This window comes from Nocardiopsis coralli, assembly GCF_014892575.1.
Lineage (GTDB): Bacteria > Actinomycetota > Actinomycetes > Streptosporangiales > Streptosporangiaceae > Nocardiopsis > Nocardiopsis coralli.
This window is the reverse complement of sequence record NZ_JADBGI010000004.1, coordinates 83,534-102,972: the sequence shown is the minus strand read 5'-3', so window position 1 is coordinate 102,972 and position 19,439 is coordinate 83,534. Positions and strand designations below refer to the sequence as shown.

At 72.0% G+C, this 19,439-nt stretch carries 15 protein-coding genes and 1 tRNA gene; 6 read left to right on the top strand and 10 right to left on the bottom strand.

Annotated elements, in window-relative coordinates; translation table 11 throughout:
* Positions 1-11: 11 nt before the first annotated feature.
* A complete protein-coding gene (locus IDM40_RS05515; protein WP_193120820.1) occupies positions 12-668 on the bottom strand; it encodes a DJ-1/PfpI family protein in 657 nt (218 codons plus the stop codon).
* Between the two features lie 207 nt (positions 669-875).
* Here IDM40_RS05515 and IDM40_RS05510 point away from each other — a divergent pair, with 207 nt between their 5' ends.
* Positions 876-1,820: a GlxA family transcriptional regulator gene (locus IDM40_RS05510; RefSeq protein WP_193120819.1), complete on the top strand. Its 945-nt coding sequence runs from the start codon at positions 876-878 to the stop codon at positions 1,818-1,820.
* A gap of 9 nt (positions 1,821-1,829) precedes the next feature.
* On the opposite strand, the gene IDM40_RS05505 is transcribed toward IDM40_RS05510, so the two are convergent.
* A complete protein-coding gene (locus IDM40_RS05505) occupies positions 1,830-3,569 on the bottom strand; it encodes a pyruvate dehydrogenase (protein WP_193120818.1) in 1,740 nt (579 codons plus the stop codon).
* A 185-nt stretch (positions 3,570-3,754) separates the two neighbouring features.
* On the opposite strand from IDM40_RS05505, the gene IDM40_RS05500 reads away from it, so the two are divergent.
* The 5 genes from IDM40_RS05500 (at position 3,755) to IDM40_RS05480 (ending at position 10,893) form a co-directional block, all read left to right on the top strand.
* Positions 3,755-4,624, top strand: a complete 870-nt coding sequence (locus IDM40_RS05500) for an NAD(P)-dependent oxidoreductase (protein ID WP_193120817.1) — start codon at positions 3,755-3,757, stop codon at positions 4,622-4,624.
* Between the two features lie 34 nt (positions 4,625-4,658).
* Positions 4,659-5,501, top strand: a complete 843-nt coding sequence (locus IDM40_RS05495; RefSeq protein ID WP_193120816.1) for an aldo/keto reductase — start codon at positions 4,659-4,661, stop codon at positions 5,499-5,501.
* A gap of 167 nt (positions 5,502-5,668) precedes the next feature.
* Complete coding sequence (locus IDM40_RS05490; RefSeq protein WP_193120815.1) at positions 5,669-7,684, top strand: oxidoreductase; 2,016 nt, start codon at positions 5,669-5,671, stop codon at positions 7,682-7,684.
* 83 nt (positions 7,685-7,767) lie between these two features.
* Positions 7,768-8,334: a PadR family transcriptional regulator gene (locus tag IDM40_RS05485; RefSeq protein ID WP_193120814.1), complete on the top strand. Its 567-nt coding sequence runs from the start codon at positions 7,768-7,770 to the stop codon at positions 8,332-8,334.
* A 102-nt stretch (positions 8,335-8,436) separates the two neighbouring features.
* The gene (locus tag IDM40_RS05480) at positions 8,437-10,893 is read left to right on the top strand and encodes a glycoside hydrolase family 2 protein (RefSeq protein ID WP_193120813.1); all 2,457 of its coding nucleotides are present in this window, start codon (positions 8,437-8,439) and stop codon (positions 10,891-10,893) included.
* 49 nt (positions 10,894-10,942) lie between these two features.
* On the opposite strand, the gene IDM40_RS05475 is transcribed toward IDM40_RS05480, so the two are convergent.
* The 8 genes from IDM40_RS05475 to IDM40_RS05440 form a co-directional block, all read right to left on the bottom strand.
* A complete protein-coding gene (locus IDM40_RS05475; protein WP_193120812.1) occupies positions 10,943-12,283 on the bottom strand; it encodes a flavin monoamine oxidase family protein in 1,341 nt (446 codons plus the stop codon).
* A gap of 135 nt (positions 12,284-12,418) precedes the next feature.
* Positions 12,419-14,104, bottom strand: coding sequence for a glycosyltransferase family protein (locus IDM40_RS05470; RefSeq protein ID WP_235997349.1), 1,686 nt, complete (start codon positions 14,102-14,104; stop codon positions 12,419-12,421).
* A gap of 52 nt (positions 14,105-14,156) precedes the next feature.
* Positions 14,157-15,755, bottom strand: a complete 1,599-nt coding sequence (locus IDM40_RS05465; protein ID WP_193120811.1) for a glycosyltransferase family protein — start codon at positions 15,753-15,755, stop codon at positions 14,157-14,159.
* A 44-nt stretch (positions 15,756-15,799) separates the two neighbouring features.
* Positions 15,800-17,416 carry a glycosyltransferase family protein gene (locus IDM40_RS05460; protein WP_235997347.1) on the bottom strand — a complete coding sequence of 539 codons (1,617 nt, stop codon included), beginning with the start codon at positions 17,414-17,416 and terminating at the stop codon, positions 15,800-15,802.
* A 148-nt stretch (positions 17,417-17,564) separates the two neighbouring features.
* Positions 17,565-17,652: transfer RNA gene (locus tag IDM40_RS05455), tRNA-Ser, on the bottom strand.
* A gap of 10 nt (positions 17,653-17,662) precedes the next feature.
* On the bottom strand, positions 17,663-18,142 hold the full coding sequence (locus IDM40_RS05450; RefSeq protein ID WP_193120810.1) for a nucleoside deaminase: 480 nt from the start codon (positions 18,140-18,142) through the stop codon (positions 17,663-17,665).
* A 4-nt stretch (positions 18,143-18,146) separates the two neighbouring features.
* The gene (locus IDM40_RS05445) at positions 18,147-18,635 is read right to left on the bottom strand and encodes a tRNA adenosine deaminase-associated protein (protein ID WP_193120809.1); all 489 of its coding nucleotides are present in this window, start codon (positions 18,633-18,635) and stop codon (positions 18,147-18,149) included.
* Positions 18,636-18,677: 42 nt separating this feature from the next.
* The gene (locus IDM40_RS05440; RefSeq protein ID WP_017614219.1) at positions 18,678-19,178 is read right to left on the bottom strand and encodes a tRNA adenosine deaminase-associated protein; all 501 of its coding nucleotides are present in this window, start codon (positions 19,176-19,178) and stop codon (positions 18,678-18,680) included.
* Between the last annotated feature and the right edge of the window lie 261 nt (positions 19,179-19,439).

The following is a 19,439-nucleotide window of genomic DNA, read 5'->3' as shown; positions in this document are numbered from 1 at the left end:
TTCTGTGGTGGTCAGGAGACCGGCTCCAGGCCCTCGGCGCGCCAGACGACACCCCGGCGCTCGTGGGCGAAGAGCCGTTCGACGGAGAGCGCGATCCTCGGTCCGAGCTCCCGCTCCAGCAGGTACAGCCCCAGGTCCAGGCCGGACGTGACCCCGGCCGCGGTGACCAGGTCGCCGTCGTCGACGACGCGGGCGTCCACGTGCACCGTTCCGGTCGCCTCGAGGAAGTCCGCGCCCATGTGGTGGGTGGTGGCCCGGCGGCCCTCGATCAACCCGGCCATCGCCGGGACGAGCGACCCCCCGCACACTGTCGCCAGCAGCGCCCCGGGGCGTTCCAGGACCTCCCCGATCAGCCCGGGAAGTGCGGTGGTGAGGGTGCGGCCGAGGATCGCGGGGATCGAGTTCTCGTCCACCTCCTCCGAGGCCGGGTCGGGCATGGCACCGACCGCGCCCGGAAGGACCACCACGTCGGCGGCGCCGGGGTCCAGAGCGGCGGTGGCCCACACCGTCATCCCGTTCCCGCTCGGCACCTCGCGTGCGCCCTCGGCCGAGACCAGCTCGACCTCGAGCGCCCCGCCGGACGCCGTCCCTCCCGCGTACAGAACCTCGTACGGCGCCACCGCGTCCATCGGGTCGAACCCGTCGAACAGCACCACTTGGGCCCGCATCGTCCCTCCCCCGTGTGTCTTCTCCGGGCGGCCGTTCCGACCGCCGGGACACGACGTTACGGGCGCCCGGAACGCAGTCCCAGGGGCTGGACGGACATAGTTCAACGGGATCCGGCCAACCCCGTCCACCCTGGTGGGAGCAGTCACGTGCTCCAGTGTTCCGGGATTTCCGGCTGGCTGTTTTCCGTCGTTGAATAAGATCCGGACATGCACACCGTGGCCGTCCTCGCCCTCGACGACGTGGTGGGGTTCGACCTCACCACCCCGGTCGAGACCTTCACCCGCAGCCGCCTGCCCGACGGCCGTCCGGCCTATCGGGTCCTGGTCTGTTCCGCGCGCGAGGAGGTCGCCGCGGGTCCCTTCCGGCTGCGTACCGAACACGGATTGGAGGCGCTCGCCGAGGCCGACACCGTCATCGTCCCGGGGGTGGAGAACCCCGCGGAGCCGCCGTCGCAGGACATCGTCGAGGCCCTGCGCGCGGCGTCCGCCCGGGGCGCCCGCGTGGCCTCGATCTGCTCGGGTGCGTTCGTGCTCGCTGCGACCGGGCTCCTGGACGGGCTCCGCGCCACCACGCACTGGGCCGGGGCGGCCCTCCTGGCCGAGCTCCACCCCGAGGTGGCGGTCGACCCCGACGTGCTCTACGTGGACAACGGGGCGGTACTCACCTCCGCGGGCGCCGCGGCCGGGCTCGACCTGTGCCTGCACCTGGTGCGCCGCGACCACGGGTCCGCGGTGGCCGCGCACACCGCCCGCATGTCCGTCATACCGCTCGAGCGCGAGGGCGGCCAGGCGCAGTTCATCGTGCCGGACCGCCCGGCCGTGCCCGACGGGGCCGCCCTCGAACCGCTCCTGCGGTGGATGGAGGAGCACGCCGAGCACGACCTCACCCTCGACCGGATCGCCGCGCGGGCCGGGCTGAGCACCCGTACGCTCAGCCGCCGGTTCCGGGAACAGACCGGGACCACACCCATGCGCTGGCTGCACCGCGCCCGCGTCCGGCGCGCCCAGTACCTGCTCGAGTCCGGGAACCACTCGGTCGAGCACATCGCCGGCCTGGCCGGGTTCGGTTCCCCGACCGCCTTCCGGGAGCGGTTCAGGGCGGTGGTGGGCACGAGCCCGCAGGCCTACCGCCGCGCGTTCCGTTCGGGGTGAGGCCCCGGGTCAGGGGCGGGGGATGTTGCGCAGGTTCGAGCGCGCCATCTCGACCATCGCCCCGACGCCGCCCTGCAGCACCGTGCGCCCCGCCGACAGCGCGAAACCGGCGACCTGGTCGGCGGTGATGCGGGACGGGATCGACAGCGCGTTCGGGTCGGTGATCACGTCGACGAGGTACGGGACGTCGGCCGCGAGCGCCTCGCGCAGGGCCTCGTGCACGTCGTTGGGGTCCTCCACCCGCACCGACCGCATGCCGAGGGCACGGGCGACCGCCGCGTAGTCCACCTGCTGGTGGTCGGTCTGGTAGGCGGGGATCCCGTCGACCATCATCTCCAGCTTCACCATGCCGAGCGAGGAGTTGTTGAAGACCACCGTCGTGATCGGCAGGTCGTGCTGCTGCACGGTGATGAGCTCTCCCAGGAGCATGCTGAGCCCGCCGTCGCCGGAGAGCGAGACCACCTTGCGGTCGGGCGCTGCGTAGGCGGCACCGATCGCGTGCGGGAGCGCGTTGGCCATCGTCCCGTGCGAGAAGGACCCGATGACGCGCCGGTGCCCGTTCGGTGTGAGGTAGCGGGCGGCCCACACGTTGTTCATACCGGTGTCGACGGTGAAGACGGTGGACTCGTCCGCGACCTTGTCGAGGCAGTCCGCCACGTACTCGGGGTGGATGGGCGTGTGGTGCTCGATGTTCTGCGTGTAGGCGTCCACGACCCGGGTGAGGGCCCGCTCGTGCTTGCGGAGCATCTCGTGCAGGTACCGGGCGTCGGACTTGTCCTCCACCAGCGGCAGCACCGCCCGCAGGGTCGCGGGAACGTCCCCCTGCACGGCCAGGTCGAGCGGCACCCTGCGGCCGAGGCGGCGCGGGTCGTGGTCGACCTGGACCACACCCTTCTTCGGCAGGAAGTCGTCGTAGGGGAAGTCGGTGCCGAGCAGGACGGTCAGGTCGGCCGCCTCCAGGGCGTCGTGGCAGGCGCCGTAGCCGAGCAGGCCGATCATGCCGACGTCGTAGGGGTTGTGGTACTGGATCCACTCCTTGCCCCGCAGGGAGTGCCCGACCGGGGCGTTGGCCTTCCCGGCGAGCGCCATGACCTCGCGGTGGGCGTCGCGCACCCCGACACCGCAGAAGAGCGCGACCTTGTCGGCGGCGTTGATGCGGGCGGCCAGTTCCCGCACGTCGTCCTCGCTGGGCCAGGCGGTGGCGCGACCGGCGGTGACCGGTGAGGTGTCGGCCGGACCGGTGGCGCGCTGCCCGGCGATGTCCCCGGGCAGGACGAGCACGGACACCCCCGGGGTGCCGAGGGCGTGCTGGATCGCCACCCGCGCCAACCGCGGCATCTGGTCCGGGTGGGCGACCAGCTCGCGGAACTCGGTGACGTCGCCGAAGAGCCGCTCGGGGTGGGTCTCCTGGAAGAACTGGGTCCCGATCTGCCGGGAGGGGATGTGCGAGGCCAGCGCCAGTACCGGGACCCCGCTGCGTTGGGCGTCGTAGAGGCCCTGCACCAGGTGGGTGTTGCCCGGGCCGCAGGAACCCGCGCACACCGCGAGCCCGCCGTCGACCTCGGCCTGCCCGGCGGCGGCGAACGCGGCGGCCTCCTCGTTGCGTACGTGCACCCACTCGATGCCGTCGGTCTCGCGCACGGCGTCGACGACCGGGTTGAGGCTGTCCCCGACCACGCCGTAGATGCGGGTGACCCCTGCCGAGGCCAGGGTGCGGACGAGCTGTTCTGCGACGGTGTTCCTGGCCACGGCGGTGTTCCTCCCTGCGACGGCACTGTCGGCCCCAACGCTAGGAGCGCGGTGCCCCGGAACCCGGGAACGCCACACTGCGGCCCTCCCCGGCACCGCACGCCCGTACGCGGCGCTCCTGGTCGCCCGCGACCGTGCTCCCTAGGGTGGGGACCCTGGCCGACTCGTCGTCCGAGGGGAGACGCATGAGTACCACGGTGGCGGTCCTGGGGACCGGGATCATGGGTTCGGGGATGGCCTCGAACCTCATCGAGCAGGGGTTCGACGTACGGGTCTGGAACCGCAGCAGGGAGAAGACCCGGCCTCTGGAGGACGCGGGGGCGCACTCCGCCGCATCGCCGGCCGAGGCGGTGGAGGGCGCGGCGGTCGTGCTCACCGTGCTCTTCGACGAGGGTGTGACCGCCGAGGTCATGGAACGCGCCCTGCCCTCGACCGCGCCGGGCGCCGTGTGGGCACAGGCCGGCACGGTCGGGGTCAAGGGCACCGCCGACCTCGTGAAGCTCGCCGAACGCAACGGGGTCGGGATCGTCGACACCCCCGTCCTGGGCACCAAGGGACCCGCCGAGCAGGGCACGCTCGTGGTGCTGACCGCAGGCGAGGGGGAAGCGCTCGCGACGGCCCGTCCGGTTCTGGAGGCCTTCTCGGCCAAGGAGATCCACGTGGGCGACCGACCGGGACAGGCCTCGGCGCTCAAGCTCGCGTGCAACGCCTGGGTCACCACGCTGACCGCGGGTGTGGCCCAGTCGATGGCGATGGCCGAAGCGCTGGGCACCGATCCGCGGCTGTTCCTGGAGGCGATCTCCGGCGGGCCGCTGGACGCCGGGTACGCGCACGTCAAGGGCGAGGCGATGCTCAGCGGTGAGTACGACCCCTCGTTCACGGTGCACGGGGCGCTCAAGGACCTCGACCTGATGGTGGACAGCGCACGCAGCCACGGCGTTGCGGCCGGTGTCCTGGACGGTGTACGCGTGCAGTTCAAGGCGGCCGAACTGAGCGGTCACCGGGACGAGGACATCGCCGCCGTCTTCGAGGCCGTCACACCCGACGACCGGTGAGTATCCCCCGACCACAGCCACGGAGGTGTCGAACATGACCCAGGACGTTCCGCAGTACGAGCTCGACGACGGGACGACGCTGCCCGCTGTCGGCTTCGGTACCTACCGGCTCACCGGCGAGGAGGGGACCCGGTCGATCCTGTCGGCGATCGAGTCCGGTTACCGGCTCCTGGACTCGGCGGTGAACTACCAGAACGAGGACGCGGTGGGCGAGGCCGTGCGCCGCTCCCCGGTCCCCAGGGAGGAACTGCGGGTCACCTCCAAGCTCCCCGGACGCGACCACGCCTACGCCCGCGCCCTGGAGGCGGTCGAGGGGTCGTTGCGCGCCACGGGCCTCGACCGGTTGGACCTCTACCTCATCCACTGGCCGAACCCGATCGAGGACCTGTACGTGCAGGCCTGGCGGGCGCTGGTGGAGGCGCGCGAGCGCGGGCTGGTGCGGTCGATCGGCGTCTCGAACTTCCTGCCCGAGCACCTGGACCGGATCATCGAGGACACCGGCGTCGCGCCGTCGGTCAACCAGGTGGAACTGCACCCGTACTTCCCGCAGGCCGAGCAGCGCGCGGCCGACGCCGCACGCGGGGTCCGCACGGAGTCGTGGAGCCCGCTGGGCCGGGCCAACTCCGTGTTGAGCGAGCCGGTGGTCGAGTCGATCGCGCGCACTCACGGGCGGACCACGGCACAGGTGATCCTGCGCTGGCACGTGGAGCTGGGGTCCGTGCCGATCCCGAAGGCCTCGGGGCCGGAGCGCCAGACCGAGAACCTGTCGGTCTTCGACTTCGAGCTGTCGGGGGCCGAGGTCGAGGCGATCTCGGCGCTGGGCCGCCCCGACGGCCGCAACAAGGGCCAGGACCCGGCCACGCACCAGGAGTTCTGAGCCGAGCAGCCGGCCGCCGGGCCCCGGGGAATCAGGAGCGTTCCCCGGGGCCCGGATGTGTGCGGTCCGGTTCCGCGGGGGCACCCCTCCCGATTTTGCAACTTGTTGCATAAACTGGTCGCGGCCGGCCCGACACCGGCCACGAGGCACCGCGCAAGGAGACGAACATGAGCGAGCACCCCCACCTCCTGGAACCCCTGGACCTGGGCTTCACGACCCTGCCCAACCGCGTCATCATGGGCTCCATGCACGTGGGCCTGGAGGAGGCCCCCAACGGGTTCGAGCGGATGGCGGAGTTCTACGCCGAGCGCGCCCGCGGCGGCGTCGGGCTCATCATCACCGGCGGCATCGCCCCCAACCCCGAGGGCGCCACCTACACCGGCGCATCGAAGCTCACCACCCCCGAAGAGGTTGCGGAGCACAAGACCGTCACCGACGCCGTGCACGCCGCCGGCGGGCGCATCGCCATGCAGATCCTGCACACCGGCCGCTACGCCTTCAGCGAGGAGTCGGTCGCCCCCAGCGCGATCAAGGCCCCGATCAGCGCCTTCACCCCCCGGGCGCTCACCGAGGACGACATCGAGCGCACCATCGAGGACTTCGCGAACACCGCCGCACTGGCGCGCGAGGCCGGCTACGACGGTGTCGAGATCATGGGCTCCGAGGGTTACCTCATCAACCAGTTCATCGCCTCGGCCACCAACCAGCGCGAGGACCGCTGGGGCGGCTCCTACGAGAACCGCACCCGCTTCCCGCTGGAGATCCTGCGGAGGGTGCGCGAGCGCGTCGGCGACGACTTCGTGGTGGTCTACCGCCTCTCCATGCTCGACCTGGTGCCCGGCGGTTCCACGTTCCCCGAGGTCGTGCAGCTCGCCAAGGCCGTCGAGGAGGCCGGCGCCGACATCATCAACACCGGCATCGGATGGCACGAGGCCCGCATCCCGACCATCGCCACGTCCGTGCCGCGCGGTGCGTACAGCTGGGTGACCCGCAAGCTCATGGGCGAGGTGTCGGTCCCACTCGTGGCCGTCAACCGGATCAACACCCCCGAGGTCGCCGAGCAGGTGATCGCCTCGGGCGACGCCGACATGGTCTCCCTGGCCCGGCCCTTCCTCGCCGACCCGCACTTCGTGGCCAAGGCCGCGGAGGGGCGCTCGGAGGAGATCAACACCTGCATCGGCTGCAACCAGGCCTGCCTGGACCACACGTTCAGCCTCAAGATCACATCCTGCCTGGTGAACCCGCGCGCCTGCCACGAGACCGAGCTCGTGTTGGAGCCCACCCGCACCGCCAAGGACGTGGCCGTGGTCGGTGCGGGCCCCGCCGGTCTGGCCTTCGCGGTCTCGGCCGCCGAGGTCGGCCACCGCGTCACCCTGTTCGACTCCGCGGACACGATCGGCGGCCAGCTCGACATGGCCCGCCGGATCCCCGGCAAGGAGGAGTTCGACGAGACCGTGCGGTACTACCGCGTCCAGCTCGGCAAGCTCGGTGTGGACGTGCGCCTGGGCACCCGCGTGGGCGCGGGCGACCTCCAGGGGTACGACGAGGTCGTCGTGGCCACCGGCGTCACCCCGCGCATCCCCGACGTGCCGGGCATCGACCACCCCAAGGCCGTCTCCTACGTGGACGTCCTGCGCGGCCGCGTCGAGGTCGGCGAGAGGGTCGCGGTGATGGGCGCCGGCGGGATCGGCTTCGACGTCGCCGAGTTCCTCACCGACGGGGGAGAGGGCGCGAGCCAGGACATCGGGGAGTTCTTCCGGCAGTGGGGCGTGGACACCGACCACACGACCGTCGGCGGCCTCACCGAACCCGCGCGCCCCACCCCGCCGCGCCGCGTGCACCTGCTGCAGCGCAAGACGAGCAAGCCGGGTAAGGGCCTGGGCAAGACCACCGGGTGGATCCACCGCCTGGAACTGCGCCACCGCGGCGTCGAGATGGTCGCCGGCGCCGCCTACGACAAGATCGACGACGAGGGCCTGCACATCACCGTCGACGGTGAGTCCCGGGTCCTGGACGTGGACCACGTCGTGGTGTGCACCGGACAGGAACCGCAGCGCACGCTCGCCGACGAGCTGGCCGAGCTCGGCACGACCGCGCACGTGATCGGCGGTGCCGACGTGGCCGCCGAGCTCGACGCCAAGCGCGCCATCGACCAGGGCACCCGTCTGGCTGCTGTGCTCTAGGGCCTCGCTCCGCTTCGGCCGCGCCCACCCGTCACCCGCCAGACACCTGCTGCCCTCGTACCCCGACCTCTAGAATCGCGGCCATGTCCCTGCCCCACGCGCTCCTGACCGCACTGCTGGAGAAGCCCTCCTCCGGTTCGGAGCTGACCCGCCGTTTCGACCGCTCCATCGGTTACTTCTGGTCGGCGACCCACCAGCAGATCTACCGCGAGCTCGGGAAACTGGAGCGGGCGGGGCTGATCCGCACCCTGCCCGGCGGGGCACCCACCCGCGGGCAGAAGAAGGAGTACGAGGTCCTTCCCGAGGGCCGGGCGGAGCTCGTGCGCTGGGTCGACCAGCGCGAGGACCCCAAGGTCGCCCGGGACCCCCTGCCCCTGCGGCTGCGCGCCGCGGGGGTGGTGGGCCTGGGCGGCCTCGTCGACGAGCTACGGCGCCACCGCGACCTGCACCGGGCCCGGTTGGCGGAGTACCGCGAGTTCGACCGGCGCGACTACGCGGACGAGCCCTCCACCCAGCAGGAACGGGTGCAACGGCTCGTGCTCCGCGGCGGCATCGACGTGGAGGCCGGGTGGATCTCCTGGCTCACCCGCGCGGTCGAGGAACTGTCCGGGGAGGCCCCGGAGGAGGACACGGCCGGGACGGACCCCTGACGTCCTCCGGCCGTCCGGGGGCCTTGACCACCCCGCGGGCGCCGGTCAGGATTCCGGTCGAGACCCGGCCCACGGGTCGCCCCCGCCCGGAAGAGGGAGACGATGATCCGGCAGACCCTGCACGAGGGCTGGCACTTCTCGGCCACCTCGGGCCCCGTCCCCGACCACGTCGCCGGCCGGAGGATCCCCGCCCGGGTCCCCGGCAGCACCCACCTGGACCTGCACGGCGCGGGTCTGATCCCCGACCCCTACCAGCACCTCGCCGAGGCCGAGCTCACCTGGTTGCACCGCAGCGGTTGGCGTTACGAGCTCGGCGTGCGGACCACCCCTCCCGCACCCGGTGAACGCCTCGACCTGGTCCTGGAGGGCGTGGACACCGTCGCCGACGTCGCGGTCGACGGGCGTGTGCTCGGCCGCACCGCGAACATGCACCGCACGTACCGCTTCGACGCACGCACGGCCCTGGGCTCGGGGCGCGGAGCCCTGAGCGTCGACCTCTCCCCCGCACTGGAGTACGCGGAGCAGCGCGAAGCCGCCATGGGAGCGCGCCCACACGTGAACGCACACCCCTTCAACGCCGTCCGCAAGATGGCCTGCTCCTTCGGGTGGGACTGGGGACCGGACCTGCAGACCGCGGGCCTGTGGAGACCGGTGCGCCTGGAACGCTGGCGCACCGCGCGCCTGGACACCGTGCGCACGCTCGTGACCGTGGAGGAGGACGGCACCGGCCGCGTCGAAGTGCACGCCGCCGTCGAACGCGACGACCCCGGCGCCGAACTCCGGGTGTCCGCCGAGGTCGCCGGGGTACGCACCGAGGCGGTCCTGCCGCCCGGGTCCCACGAGGCCGTCGCCGTCGTGCGGGTCCCCGAGGTGCGCCTGTGGTGGCCGGCCGGCCACGGCGACCAGCCGCTCTACCCGCTCCGTGTGCTCCTCCACGGCGCCGACGGGGTGCTCGACACCCACGAGCGGCGCACCGGGTTCCGCACCGTCACCGTCGACACCGCACCCGACGAACACGGGACCCCCTTCACCGTGGTCGTCAACGGCCGGCCGATCTTCGCCAAGGGCGCCAACTGGATCCCCGACGACCACTTCCTCACCCGCATCACCCGCGACCGGCTCGCCCGGCGCCTCGACCAGGCCGTCGGTGCCCACATGAACATGCTGCGCGTGTGGGGCGGCGGCATCTACGAGTCCGAGGACTTCTACGACCTGTGTGACGAACGCGGCGTGCTCGTCTGGCAGGACTTCCCGCTCGCCTGCGCCGCCTACGCCGAGGACGCCGAGCTGTGGCACGAGTTCGAGGCCGAGGCGCGCGAGCACGTCGCCCGCCTGACCCCGCACCCCTCCCTCGCCCTGTGGAACGGCGGCAACGAGAACCTGTGGGGGTTCATGGACTGGGGCTGGCAGGAACCCCTCGCCGGCCGCACCTGGGGGCACGGGTACTACACGGACCTCTTCCCGCGGGTGGTCGCCGAGCTCGACCCCACGCGCCCCTACTCCCCTGGCAGCCCCGCCAGCCCCGGGCACGCCCTCGACGCCGTCCACCCCAACGACCAGGACCACGGGACACGGCACGAGTGGCAGGTGTGGAACCGCCTCGACCACCGCGCCTACCGCGACCACGTACCCCGGTTCTGTTCCGAGTTCGGGTTCCAGGGGCCGCCCACCTGGCGCACGCTCACCGACTGGGTGCACGACGATCCCCTCACCACCACCTCACCCGGGTTCCTCCTGCACCAGAAGGCCGAGGACGGCAACGGCAAGCTCGCCCGCGGCCTCGCACCGCACCTGCCCGAGCCCGCCTCCTTCACCGACTGGCACTGGGCCACCCAGCTGGTGCAGGCACGCGCGGTCGCCTTCGGCGTCGAACACTTCCGGTCGTGGTGGCCGCGCACCGCCGGGGCCCTCGTGTGGCAGCTCAACGACTGCTGGCCCGTCACCTCATGGTCGGCGGTCGACGGCGACGGGCGACCCAAACCCCTGCTGTACGCACTGCGTCACGCCTTCGCGCCCCGTCTGCTCACCGTCCAGCCCAGGGAAGGCCGCCCCACTCTGGTCGCGGTCAACGACACCGGTGAACGCTGGACCACCCGGCTGCGTGTGCGCCGCATGCGCCTGGACGGCACCGTCGAACACGAGTCGTCCCTGGACGCCGACATCGCCGCACGATCCGCACAGGCGCTGGAACTGTCCGACCCGGCCCTCACCCCGGCCGAGGCCGCACAGGAGGTCCTCGTGGTCGACGACGGCCGCACACGGGCCGTGCACACCTTCGCCGCCGACCGGGACCTCGCCTACGACCCCGGCGCGGTCACCGCCACCGCCGCGCGCGTACCCGGGGGTTACCACATCACCGCCACGGCGTCCTCGTTCGCGCGCGACACCGCGGTGCTCGCCGACCGCCTCGCACCCGACGCGGAGGCCGACACCATGCTCGTCACCCTCCTGCCCGGGGAGTCGCACACCTTCACCGTGCGCACCGACGCCGACCTGGACACCGCAGCGCTGACCTCGGCGCCCGTACTGCGGTCGGTCAACTCCCTGTTCCGCCCCTGAACAGCGGTCGGCCCCGGGACACCCGCCCCGGGGCCGACCGCACCCGCGCTCACGGACGCAGGGCCCGGACCACCTCGTCCGCGGCCCGGCGCCCGGAGGCCACGGCGCCGTCGAAGTAGCCGTTCCACTCCGTGGCGGTCTCGGTTCCCGCCCAGTGCACGACCCCGACCGGGGTGCGCAGGACCGAGCCGAAGGTCGTGCCCGCCCCGGTGGTCAGGTGCCCGGAGAAGCACCCGCGGGTCCACTCCTGCGCGAGCCAGTCGTACTCGACGAAGTCCTCCGGGCTCAGGGCCGGGGCGCCGAAGAGCTCCGCGAGCCGCTCCAGCACCGAGGCCCGCCGCGCGTCCGCGCCGTGGCGGCGCAGTTCCACGGCCTCGTCGCCGTACGCGAACGCCGTCAGTACCGCCCTGGGCGCCCCGGGCGGGGTGTTGTCTACGGTCTCGGTGAGGAGCCCGCCCGCGGAGGTGGAGATGCCGGAGTATCCCGCCTCACGCCAGAACGGTTCCGCGTAGACCGCGTGGACCTTGAGCGCCGTGCCCGCGGGGACCCTCTGCAGGGCGCCGTCCTTGAGCGGGGGCAGCGGCGGGTCGTAGCGCAGCCGGGACGCGATCACCGGCGGGACGGCGACCACGACCCGGTCGGCGCGGTAGGCGTGCACGGTGCTCTCCACCCGCGCGCCGTCGTCGGAGTACTCGATGCGCAGGACCGGCTCGCCGAGGCGCAGCACCCCCTCGGGGAGGTCGGCGGCCATCCGGTCGGCGATGACCTGGGCCCCGCCGACCACCCGGCTCTCCTGCGCGCCGCCCTCGTACCCGAGCAGGGACTGCACCCCTCCCGCGCTGACGAGGTAGAACAGGGTCTCCAGCACCGATGTCTCCGCCGGCGAACCGGCGAGGAGCCCGCCGGAGACCACACGCGCCACGTACCGGGTGGCCACGTCAGGGCGCCCGGTGGCGTCGAGCCAGGACGCGAACGTCATACGGTCCCACTGCCGCGCCTCCTCGGCCTCCCACGGGCTTTCGGCGGGCACACGGCGGCACATCGCCTCCAGGGAATCGAAGAGCTCGGTGACGTCGGGGAGCAGGTCCTCGCGGCGGTCACCGTCGAAGTCGTTGACGGCGGCGCCGTGTGCGGGCGTGCGGTAGATCTCCACCCCGTAGCGCTGCACGATCTCGTTGATGCGCAGCTGGGTGGGTCCGATCCACTGCCCGCCCAGGTCCAGCTGGGTGCCGTCGTCCAGGTACCGCGTCAGCGCGCGACCGCCCACGCGCGAGCGGGCCTCGAGCAGTTGGACCGACAGACCCGCGTCGGTCAGTGCGTGCGCGGCGCTGAGGCCGGCGAACCCTGCGCCGACCACGACGACGTCGTGGTGTTCGTACCGTCCCGCCACTGTTACCCCCAAAGACGTGAGGAACACGGCCTCGCGGCCGGGTCTTCAGGGCGCCGATCCTCCCGCGCGGACATGCCTCCTCCCGGTCGCCACACGCTGACCGGAAGAAGGCATGACCTCCACGTATGTCCGTTATTAACTGATCGTCGGGAAAGCCCGTTCCTGGCGCACCCCGAGCTCAGCGATCCGGCGCAGGTGAGCCTCGTGGCTGAACCGGGCCTCGAGCACCTCCCAGGCCCGCCGCACCTGGCGCTCGTACCGGTCGTGATCGGTCATGAGGAGGCTGATCTCCTCCCGCACACCGAAGGGGTCGGAGTAGACCCCCGCGTCACCGAACAGCGGCTTGAAACGGGGCGGCATGATCGTGGGGACCCCCGCAGCCATCGCCTCCAACGGGGAGCGGCCGAACGCCTCCACGTAGTCCGATGCGGTGAAGTACGAGTACACGTCCAACCCGTGCAGGAACTCCCTCGGGGAAACGGAGTCGAACCCCTGGACCCTCCACGTGTCCGGAACCCCGCCGAGCACCCCGGCCGCGCTGTCCGCCCCGCCCAGCACGTGGATCTCCCGTCCCTGACCGGACGGGTAGGCCGCCTCCAGCAGCCCCGGGAGCTCGGGCCACTTCACCGGTTCGTCCCTCGTGTGCCGGCCGACCCGGGCCGTACCGTCGTGCTCCCGCCGGCGGGGCCGCCGCCAGGCAGCGAGGTCGATGATATTGACCCAGTCGTCCTCGGCCAGCTCCACACCGTCCAGCTCGGCACCGTGGTGCTCCAGGAGCGCCGACCGCACGGCGGGGCCGATCGGGTACCACGTGTGCTCGCCGACCCACCCGTCGAGCACCGCGCGCACCCTGCCCGGATCCCATGTGGCAGGGGAAGGGCCGTCGACCCCGTAGCGCTCGCACGGCGGCTGGTTGACCACGAGCACCGTACGTCCCGCGCGGATCTCCGGCAGGTCCTCGAGCAGGTTCTCGCAGACCTTCGGGTGCCGGACGAGCAGCAGGTCGCAGGTGATGCGGTCGCTCCAGTGCACGAACTGCACACGGTCGCCGTCGACGACCTCCAGGACCTTCGGGTTCACCGGCCTGCCGACCTTCGAGGGCCGGAACGGGGTCGACAACAGTCCGGTCCGCAGCCCGGCGGTGGACTGCGCCCGCACCTCCTGGATGTTGCTCCCGGTGGTGCCCCCGGGAAGCCCGAAGTCCGACACCATGAGTACATCCACGTGGACACTCCGGCCCTCCGGGGCCATCACGCCCCTGACCCGCTCGGCCGTCACCGCCTCCGGGTCGGCCATCAACGCCGACCGGCGGAAGCTGCGCGCCAGGTCCTCCCGGCCGGCGGAGGCATGCCTCTCGGCGATCGACGCCAACCCCTCGAAGCGGGCCTCCTTGCTCCGGTCGGGGGCCGAGCAGAACGCGCGCATCTGCTCGATCCCGGACGCACTGAACCCGTTCCACAGCAACAGGCGCAGCCGCTCGAGCTCGGCACGTTCGGCGTCCGCCTCCCGGTCCCTGGCCCGACCGCGTTCCCCGCGTTCCCGGGCCTTGCGCTCCCGCTTCTGATGCTGTTCCTGCCGCTCCGCCCGCTCGTCGGCCCGGTCCACCTCTTGGTCCACCCTGCTCCGCAGGCGCACCACCGACCGGCCGACCCAGAACAGTCCGCAGGCGACCATCGCGAACCCGGCGGCCAGGGCCAGGCGCAGGTCGGCGAACAGGACCACCATCAGCCCCGCCGCGCCCCCGACCGCCGCCACCCGCGCCGGCGGGACACTGTCGCGCAGGCTCCACAATTGCTGTCCGACCGTGTTGGCCTGTCCCATCCACATCCCCTCCTCGCCGGCCCGGACCTCTGCCGGGCCCCGTCACCGCCCCTCAGACCGGGGCGCCGACCCGCACACCGATCGCGGCCAGCCGCTGCAGGTGCGCCTGGTGGCTGAAGCGGTCCCGCAGCACCGCCCACGCCTGTTCCACCTGGTCCCGGCTGCGACGGGGGTCGGCCGTGAGCCAGTCGACGGCGTCGCCCACACGCCCGGGGGTCGCGTAGACGGCGGCCGATCCGAAGAGCTCCTCGAACTTGGGAGGGAGCACCGTCGGGACCCCGGCCGCCATCGCCTCCAAGGGGGCCCGGCCGAACGCCTCCAGCAGGTCCGAGGAGGTCTGGTAGACGTACACGTCCAGATCACGCAGGAACTCGGGGACCGGCAACGAGTCGTAGCGGTAGGTGACCCACCCCTCGGGCAGCCCGCCGAGCATGCGCCGCGGCACCGACGTCCCGCCCAGCACATGGACCTCGCGCCCCTCCCCCGCGGGGTAGGCCGACAGCAGCAGCTCCGGCGTCTCCGGCCACTTGGACTCGTGGTCGCGTGAGTGCCGACCGATCCGCACCGCCCCGTCCGGCTCGCGCTCCCCGTCCCGGCGCCATTCGTCCAGGTCGATGATGTTGGTCCAGTCGTGGTCGGACAGGCGCACCGGACCGAGCTCGTCGGCGTGGTGCTCCAGGAGCGCGCGGCGCACGAACGGGCTGATCGGGCACCACTCGTGGTCACCGATCCAGTCCTGGAGCACACGATGGGTCTCGGCGACGTCCCAGACGGCCTCGCCGGCGCCGTCGTCCCCGTAGTACCGGCACGGGGTCTGGTTCACGATGAGCTTCGTGGCCCGGGCCGTGACGTGTGTGAGGTCCTCCCGCAGGCTCTCGACACTCCTCGGGTGGCGCACGATCATCACGTCGCAGGTCACCTGTTCGCCCGGGCGCACGTACCGCACACGGTCGCCGTCCACGAACCGGTTGAACTTGGGGTTGACCGGCCTGCCCGGTTTCTGGTTGTCGAACGGGTGGTGCAACAGCCCCGTGCGCAACCCGCCCGCCGTCTGGGCCGCCAACTCCTGGAGGTTGCTGCCCGTCGTCCCGCCCAGGTTGCAGAAGTCCGACACCAGGAGGACGTCGACGTGGACCGGACCGTCGGGCAGCGGCTCGGGTTTCACGGAGGGCCCCGGAGGCCGGGGGTCGGAGAGCAGGGCGGCATGGCGCAGGGCCCCCGCGCGGTCGGTCTCACCGATCGAGGCGTGCCGGTCCGCGGCCGCAGACAGCGCCGCGGCACGGGACTCCGGAGTGCGGGTCGGATCGGCGGAGAACTCGCGCAGCTCCGCCAGCGCGGCCGTGGAGAACCCGCCCCACAGGTGGCGGCACATCCGTTCGACGGCCTGCTGGTCGGCCCTGCCACGGCCGCTCACGGGGCCGGCCGTGGCCGCCGCGTGTTCCTCCCGGCGCAGCACCGCCACCGAACGGCCGGCCCAAGCCACACCGGCGCCGAGGAACAGGCTGGCCGCGGCCAGGCCCGGTCTCCCGCCGACGAGCACGACCAGCAGGGCCACACACACGGCGGACACGGCGAAGGCCGTCCGCATCGGTACGTGACGGCGCACCCTCCGCCGGAGGCCGGCGAGCAGGGCTCGAGGGTCAGGGGTCATCGTCGTCTCCCATCGAAGCTTCGGTGTCCGGGCCGCACGGTTCCTCACGAGGTGCGCGCGGCACGGACCCCCACGTCACCGAGACGGCCCAGGTGAGCGTCGTAGCTGAACCGGTCCCGGACCACCTGGCGGGCGCGTTCGACGCGGCGTGCGTGGTGTTCACGGTCGGTCATGAGCAGGTCGATCTCGGCGCCCACCCCGGAGGGTTCGGTGTAGATGCCGGCGTCACCGAAGAGGGGCTTGAACTGCCGGGGCAGCACGGTCGGCAGCCCGACCGCCATCGCCTCCAGGGGCGAGCGCCCGAAGGCCTCCACGTAGTCGGTGGAGGTGAAGTACACGTACACGTCGAGCTCGTGCAGGAAGTCCCGCGCCGGAACGCTGTCGAACGGGTGGACCGTCCAGTTGTCGGGCAACCCGCCGAGCAGGCCTTCCGGGCTGTCCGCCCCGCCCAGGACCCGGTACTCGTAACCCGCGTCGGGCGGGTAGGCGGCCTCCAGGAGCTCGCGCGTCTCCGGCCACTTGGACACGTGGTCGCGCGAGTGCCGCCCGACCCGCACCGTGCCGTCGAAGGGGCGGGGCTCGGGGCGCGCCCACTCGTCCATGTCGATGACGTTGACCCAGTCCCACGAAGCGAGCGGCATGTCCGGGAACTCGTCGAGGTGGTGCGCCACGAGTGTGTCGCGCACCGCCGGACCGATCGGGTACCACGTGTGCGGCCCGAAGCGTTCCATCAGGTTGCCGTGGACACGGGCGGGGTCCCAGATCTCCTCGCCCCTGCCGTCCGCTCCGTAGTAGCGGTACGGCGGCTGGTTGATGATCAGCGCTGTGTGGGCGGCCTCCACCTCCGGGAGGTCTTCGGCGATGACGTCGCAGACCTTCGGATGCCGGATCAGCAGCAGATCGCAGGTGATCCGGTCGCTCCAGTGCACGAGCCGGACGCGGTCCCCGTCCACCAGACGCATGATCTTCGGGCTGATGGGCCTTCCGCGGTTCCAGGCGGTGATGGGGTGATGCAGCAGCCCCGTCCGCAGCCCGGCGCGGGTCTGCGCCTCGATCTCCTGTGCGTTGCTGCCCGTCGTGCCCCCGGGGAGACCGAAGTGCGAGACGATCAGCACGTCGAAGTGCAGGGTCTCCCCGCGATCACCCAGCACCGACCGCACCCGCTCGGAGCTCGGCGGCGACAGGTCGGTGAGCAGCGCCGCACGCCGCATCTGCTGCGCGCGGTCCGAGTGGCCGGTGTGCTCGAACCAGGCTCCCAGGCCGTCCAGGGCGCGCGCCCGCCGTTCGGTCCCGTGGCCGGCGTCGAGGGTGTACTCGCGCAGACCCTCGCCCGCTGCCCCCGAGTCCCCCTTCCACAGGCGGTGCTCCAGCTCGCGCAGGCGGTTCTCCGATTCCTGCTGCCGGCGCCGTTCCTCGGCACGGTGTCGACGGTCGCGCTCCCGCACCCTGCGTTCCCGGCGGAGCGCGGCCAGTTCGGAGCCGAGCAGCCAGAGCCCCGCGGCGGGGAAGAGGAACGCGGTCACCATGGCAACGGGGGTCGGGGCGACGAGGACGACGACGAGGGCCACGGCCGCCACCGCCAGGAGCAACGCCTTCCTGGGGACCCTCCGGCGCAACCGCAGCGTTCGACGGCGGAACTCGTCCGCCCATGTCAGAGCCATACTGTGGCGTCCCCCATCATGCGTTACTGCTCAAAGTAATCGAACAAAAACCCACGGTAACCAGTCGGGGCACAGAATTCACGACGACGGCACGGAGCCCGGAGCGGGCACAAAAAAGCCGCCCCCGGCAGTGCCGGGGGCGGCTTGGTGGCGGTGGAGGAGGGATTCGAACCCTCGAAGGGTTGCCCCTTACCCGCTTTCGAGGCGGGCGCCATCGGCCACTAGGCGACTCCACCGAGAGGAACTCTACAGGATCCTGCGCCGAGCGAAAAATCGGGAGAGCAGACCGGAGCACTCGGCCGCCACATCGGCCCCCACGAGGTCGGGCGGGAGCACCTCCGGCCGGTGGTTCTGGCGTGGATCGCGCACCGCGTCCCACACCGATCCGGCCGCCCCTGCCTTCTCGTCGCGCGCCCCGTACACCAACCGGTCCACACGCGAGAGCACGGTCGCCCCCGCGCACATCGTGCAGGGCTCCAACGTCACGACCAGGGTGCACCCCGACAGACGCCACTCACCCCGCACACGGGCCGCCGCCCGGAGCGCCAGGACCTCCGCGTGGGCCGTGGGATCACCGGTCGCCTCACGCTCGTTGCGGCCGGTACCCAGGACCGCGCCGTCCCCTCCCAGAACCACCGCGCCCACGGGGACGTCGCCCGTCTCCAGGGCACGCTCGCCCTCGAGCAGGGCCAGACGCAGAGCGGCGTCGACGAGGTCCCGGTCCATCGCCTCAGAGCCTCATGCCGTCGAGCAGGTCGGCGAACCCCGCCCGCTCGGCGACCACGGCCAACACGTCGCTGGGCAGCACACCGCCGCCCGAAGCCAGGTCGTGCAGCTCGTCCTCGGTCACGCCGAGGTCGGTGAGGAGGTCCCCGTCACCGTCGGGGACCGGGTTGGGTCGGGAACCGGCGCTCTCGGACGGCGGCGGCGCACCCAGCCCGCCGGCCTCCGACAACACCGAGGCAACGGGGTGGTCGTGCACCACGCGGGCGTCGGAAAGATAGATCCGGGGTTCTTCACCGCCGTCCTCGGCCCGGACGATCGCGAACCACTCGTCATCGGCCTCCACGAGGAGGAGGGCCTCGTCACCGCCGCGGTCGACCGCGAAGTCGACCATGAGATCGGTGATGTCGTCGATCATGTCCGCTTCGTCGAGCTCGACCTCGGTACCCCGCCACACCTTCCCGTCCGGGGCGAAGATGGCTGCGAAGGTCGACACCGCGTGCTCTCCTGTTCTGCCGGGGTGAACTCCAGGACTCCCTTACCCCATCCCGTCCAGGACACGCTGGAAGGACTGGGCGAATCCCAGCCGCTCGGCGACGCTCGCCAGCACCTCGTCGGGGTACAGGTCGAGGTCGCCCGCGAGGGCGCCCAGCTCCATCTCGTCCAGGCCGAGATCGGCCACGATCGACAGGTCGCCCGCGGGCAGGACCTGGTCCAGATCGTCGTCGTCGGGGACGTCGATCCCGAGTTCGTCCAGGACGTCGCGGGCCATCTCCCAGTCGACCGAGGCGGTCACGTCGGAGAGGAAGAGGGAGGTCTCCTCACCGTAGACCCGAACGATGATGAAGAAGTCGTCGCCGATCGAGACCAGGCCGAGCGAACCGCTGATGCTGGGTTGCTGGCGCAGGGCGTGAATGAGCCCCTTGAGGTCCTGGGTGAGGGCGACCGGGAGCAGATCGACGTCCCAGTACTCCTCTTCCCTGTAAGCGACGGCGGCGAAGTCGCCCGAATCGTCGTCACCATGATCGAGTACTGTCATCGCCACCCCAACCCGGCCGGTGCATCGGTGCGGACGACGGAACCCCGGATCGCCCCTGCGACAGCCATGGTAACGATCACCCCGCGCCTCCCGTCATCCTTGTCCACAATCAGTGCTCGGCGGTGTCCGCGCAGGGGCGGACTCATGTGCCCGCCCGCGTCCGCGGGCCACCACCGGACCCGAAGGGTAAGGGGCGCGCGCTGCTGTCTGCCAGGGGGTGCGGCCGATCGGTACGGGAGTGGTGCGACGCATGTGACGCCC

What these genes read in the sequence shown, in the direction of transcription:
- IDM40_RS05515 (WP_193120820.1), bottom strand. Translation starts at nt 668, where the DNA reads ATGCGGGCCCAAGTGGTGCTGTTCGACGGGTTCGACCCGATGGACGCG.
- IDM40_RS05510 (WP_193120819.1), top strand. Translation starts at nt 876, where the DNA reads ATGCACACCGTGGCCGTCCTCGCCCTCGACGACGTGGTGGGGTTCGAC.
- IDM40_RS05500 (WP_193120817.1), top strand. Translation starts at nt 3,755, where the DNA reads ATGAGTACCACGGTGGCGGTCCTGGGGACCGGGATCATGGGTTCGGGG.
- IDM40_RS05495 (WP_193120816.1), top strand. Translation starts at nt 4,659, where the DNA reads ATGACCCAGGACGTTCCGCAGTACGAGCTCGACGACGGGACGACGCTG.
- IDM40_RS05490 (WP_193120815.1), top strand. Translation starts at nt 5,669, where the DNA reads ATGAGCGAGCACCCCCACCTCCTGGAACCCCTGGACCTGGGCTTCACG.
- IDM40_RS05485 (WP_193120814.1), top strand. Translation starts at nt 7,768, where the DNA reads ATGTCCCTGCCCCACGCGCTCCTGACCGCACTGCTGGAGAAGCCCTCC.
- IDM40_RS05480 (WP_193120813.1), top strand. Translation starts at nt 8,437, where the DNA reads ATGATCCGGCAGACCCTGCACGAGGGCTGGCACTTCTCGGCCACCTCG.
- IDM40_RS05470 (WP_235997349.1), bottom strand. Translation starts at nt 14,104, where the DNA reads ATGGGACAGGCCAACACGGTCGGACAGCAATTGTGGAGCCTGCGCGAC.
- IDM40_RS05465 (WP_193120811.1), bottom strand. Translation starts at nt 15,755, where the DNA reads ATGACCCCTGACCCTCGAGCCCTGCTCGCCGGCCTCCGGCGGAGGGTG.
- IDM40_RS05460 (WP_235997347.1), bottom strand. Translation starts at nt 17,416, where the DNA reads ATGGCTCTGACATGGGCGGACGAGTTCCGCCGTCGAACGCTGCGGTTG.
- IDM40_RS05450 (WP_193120810.1), bottom strand. Translation starts at nt 18,142, where the DNA reads ATGGACCGGGACCTCGTCGACGCCGCTCTGCGTCTGGCCCTGCTCGAG.
- IDM40_RS05440 (WP_017614219.1), bottom strand. Translation starts at nt 19,178, where the DNA reads ATGACAGTACTCGATCATGGTGACGACGATTCGGGCGACTTCGCCGCC.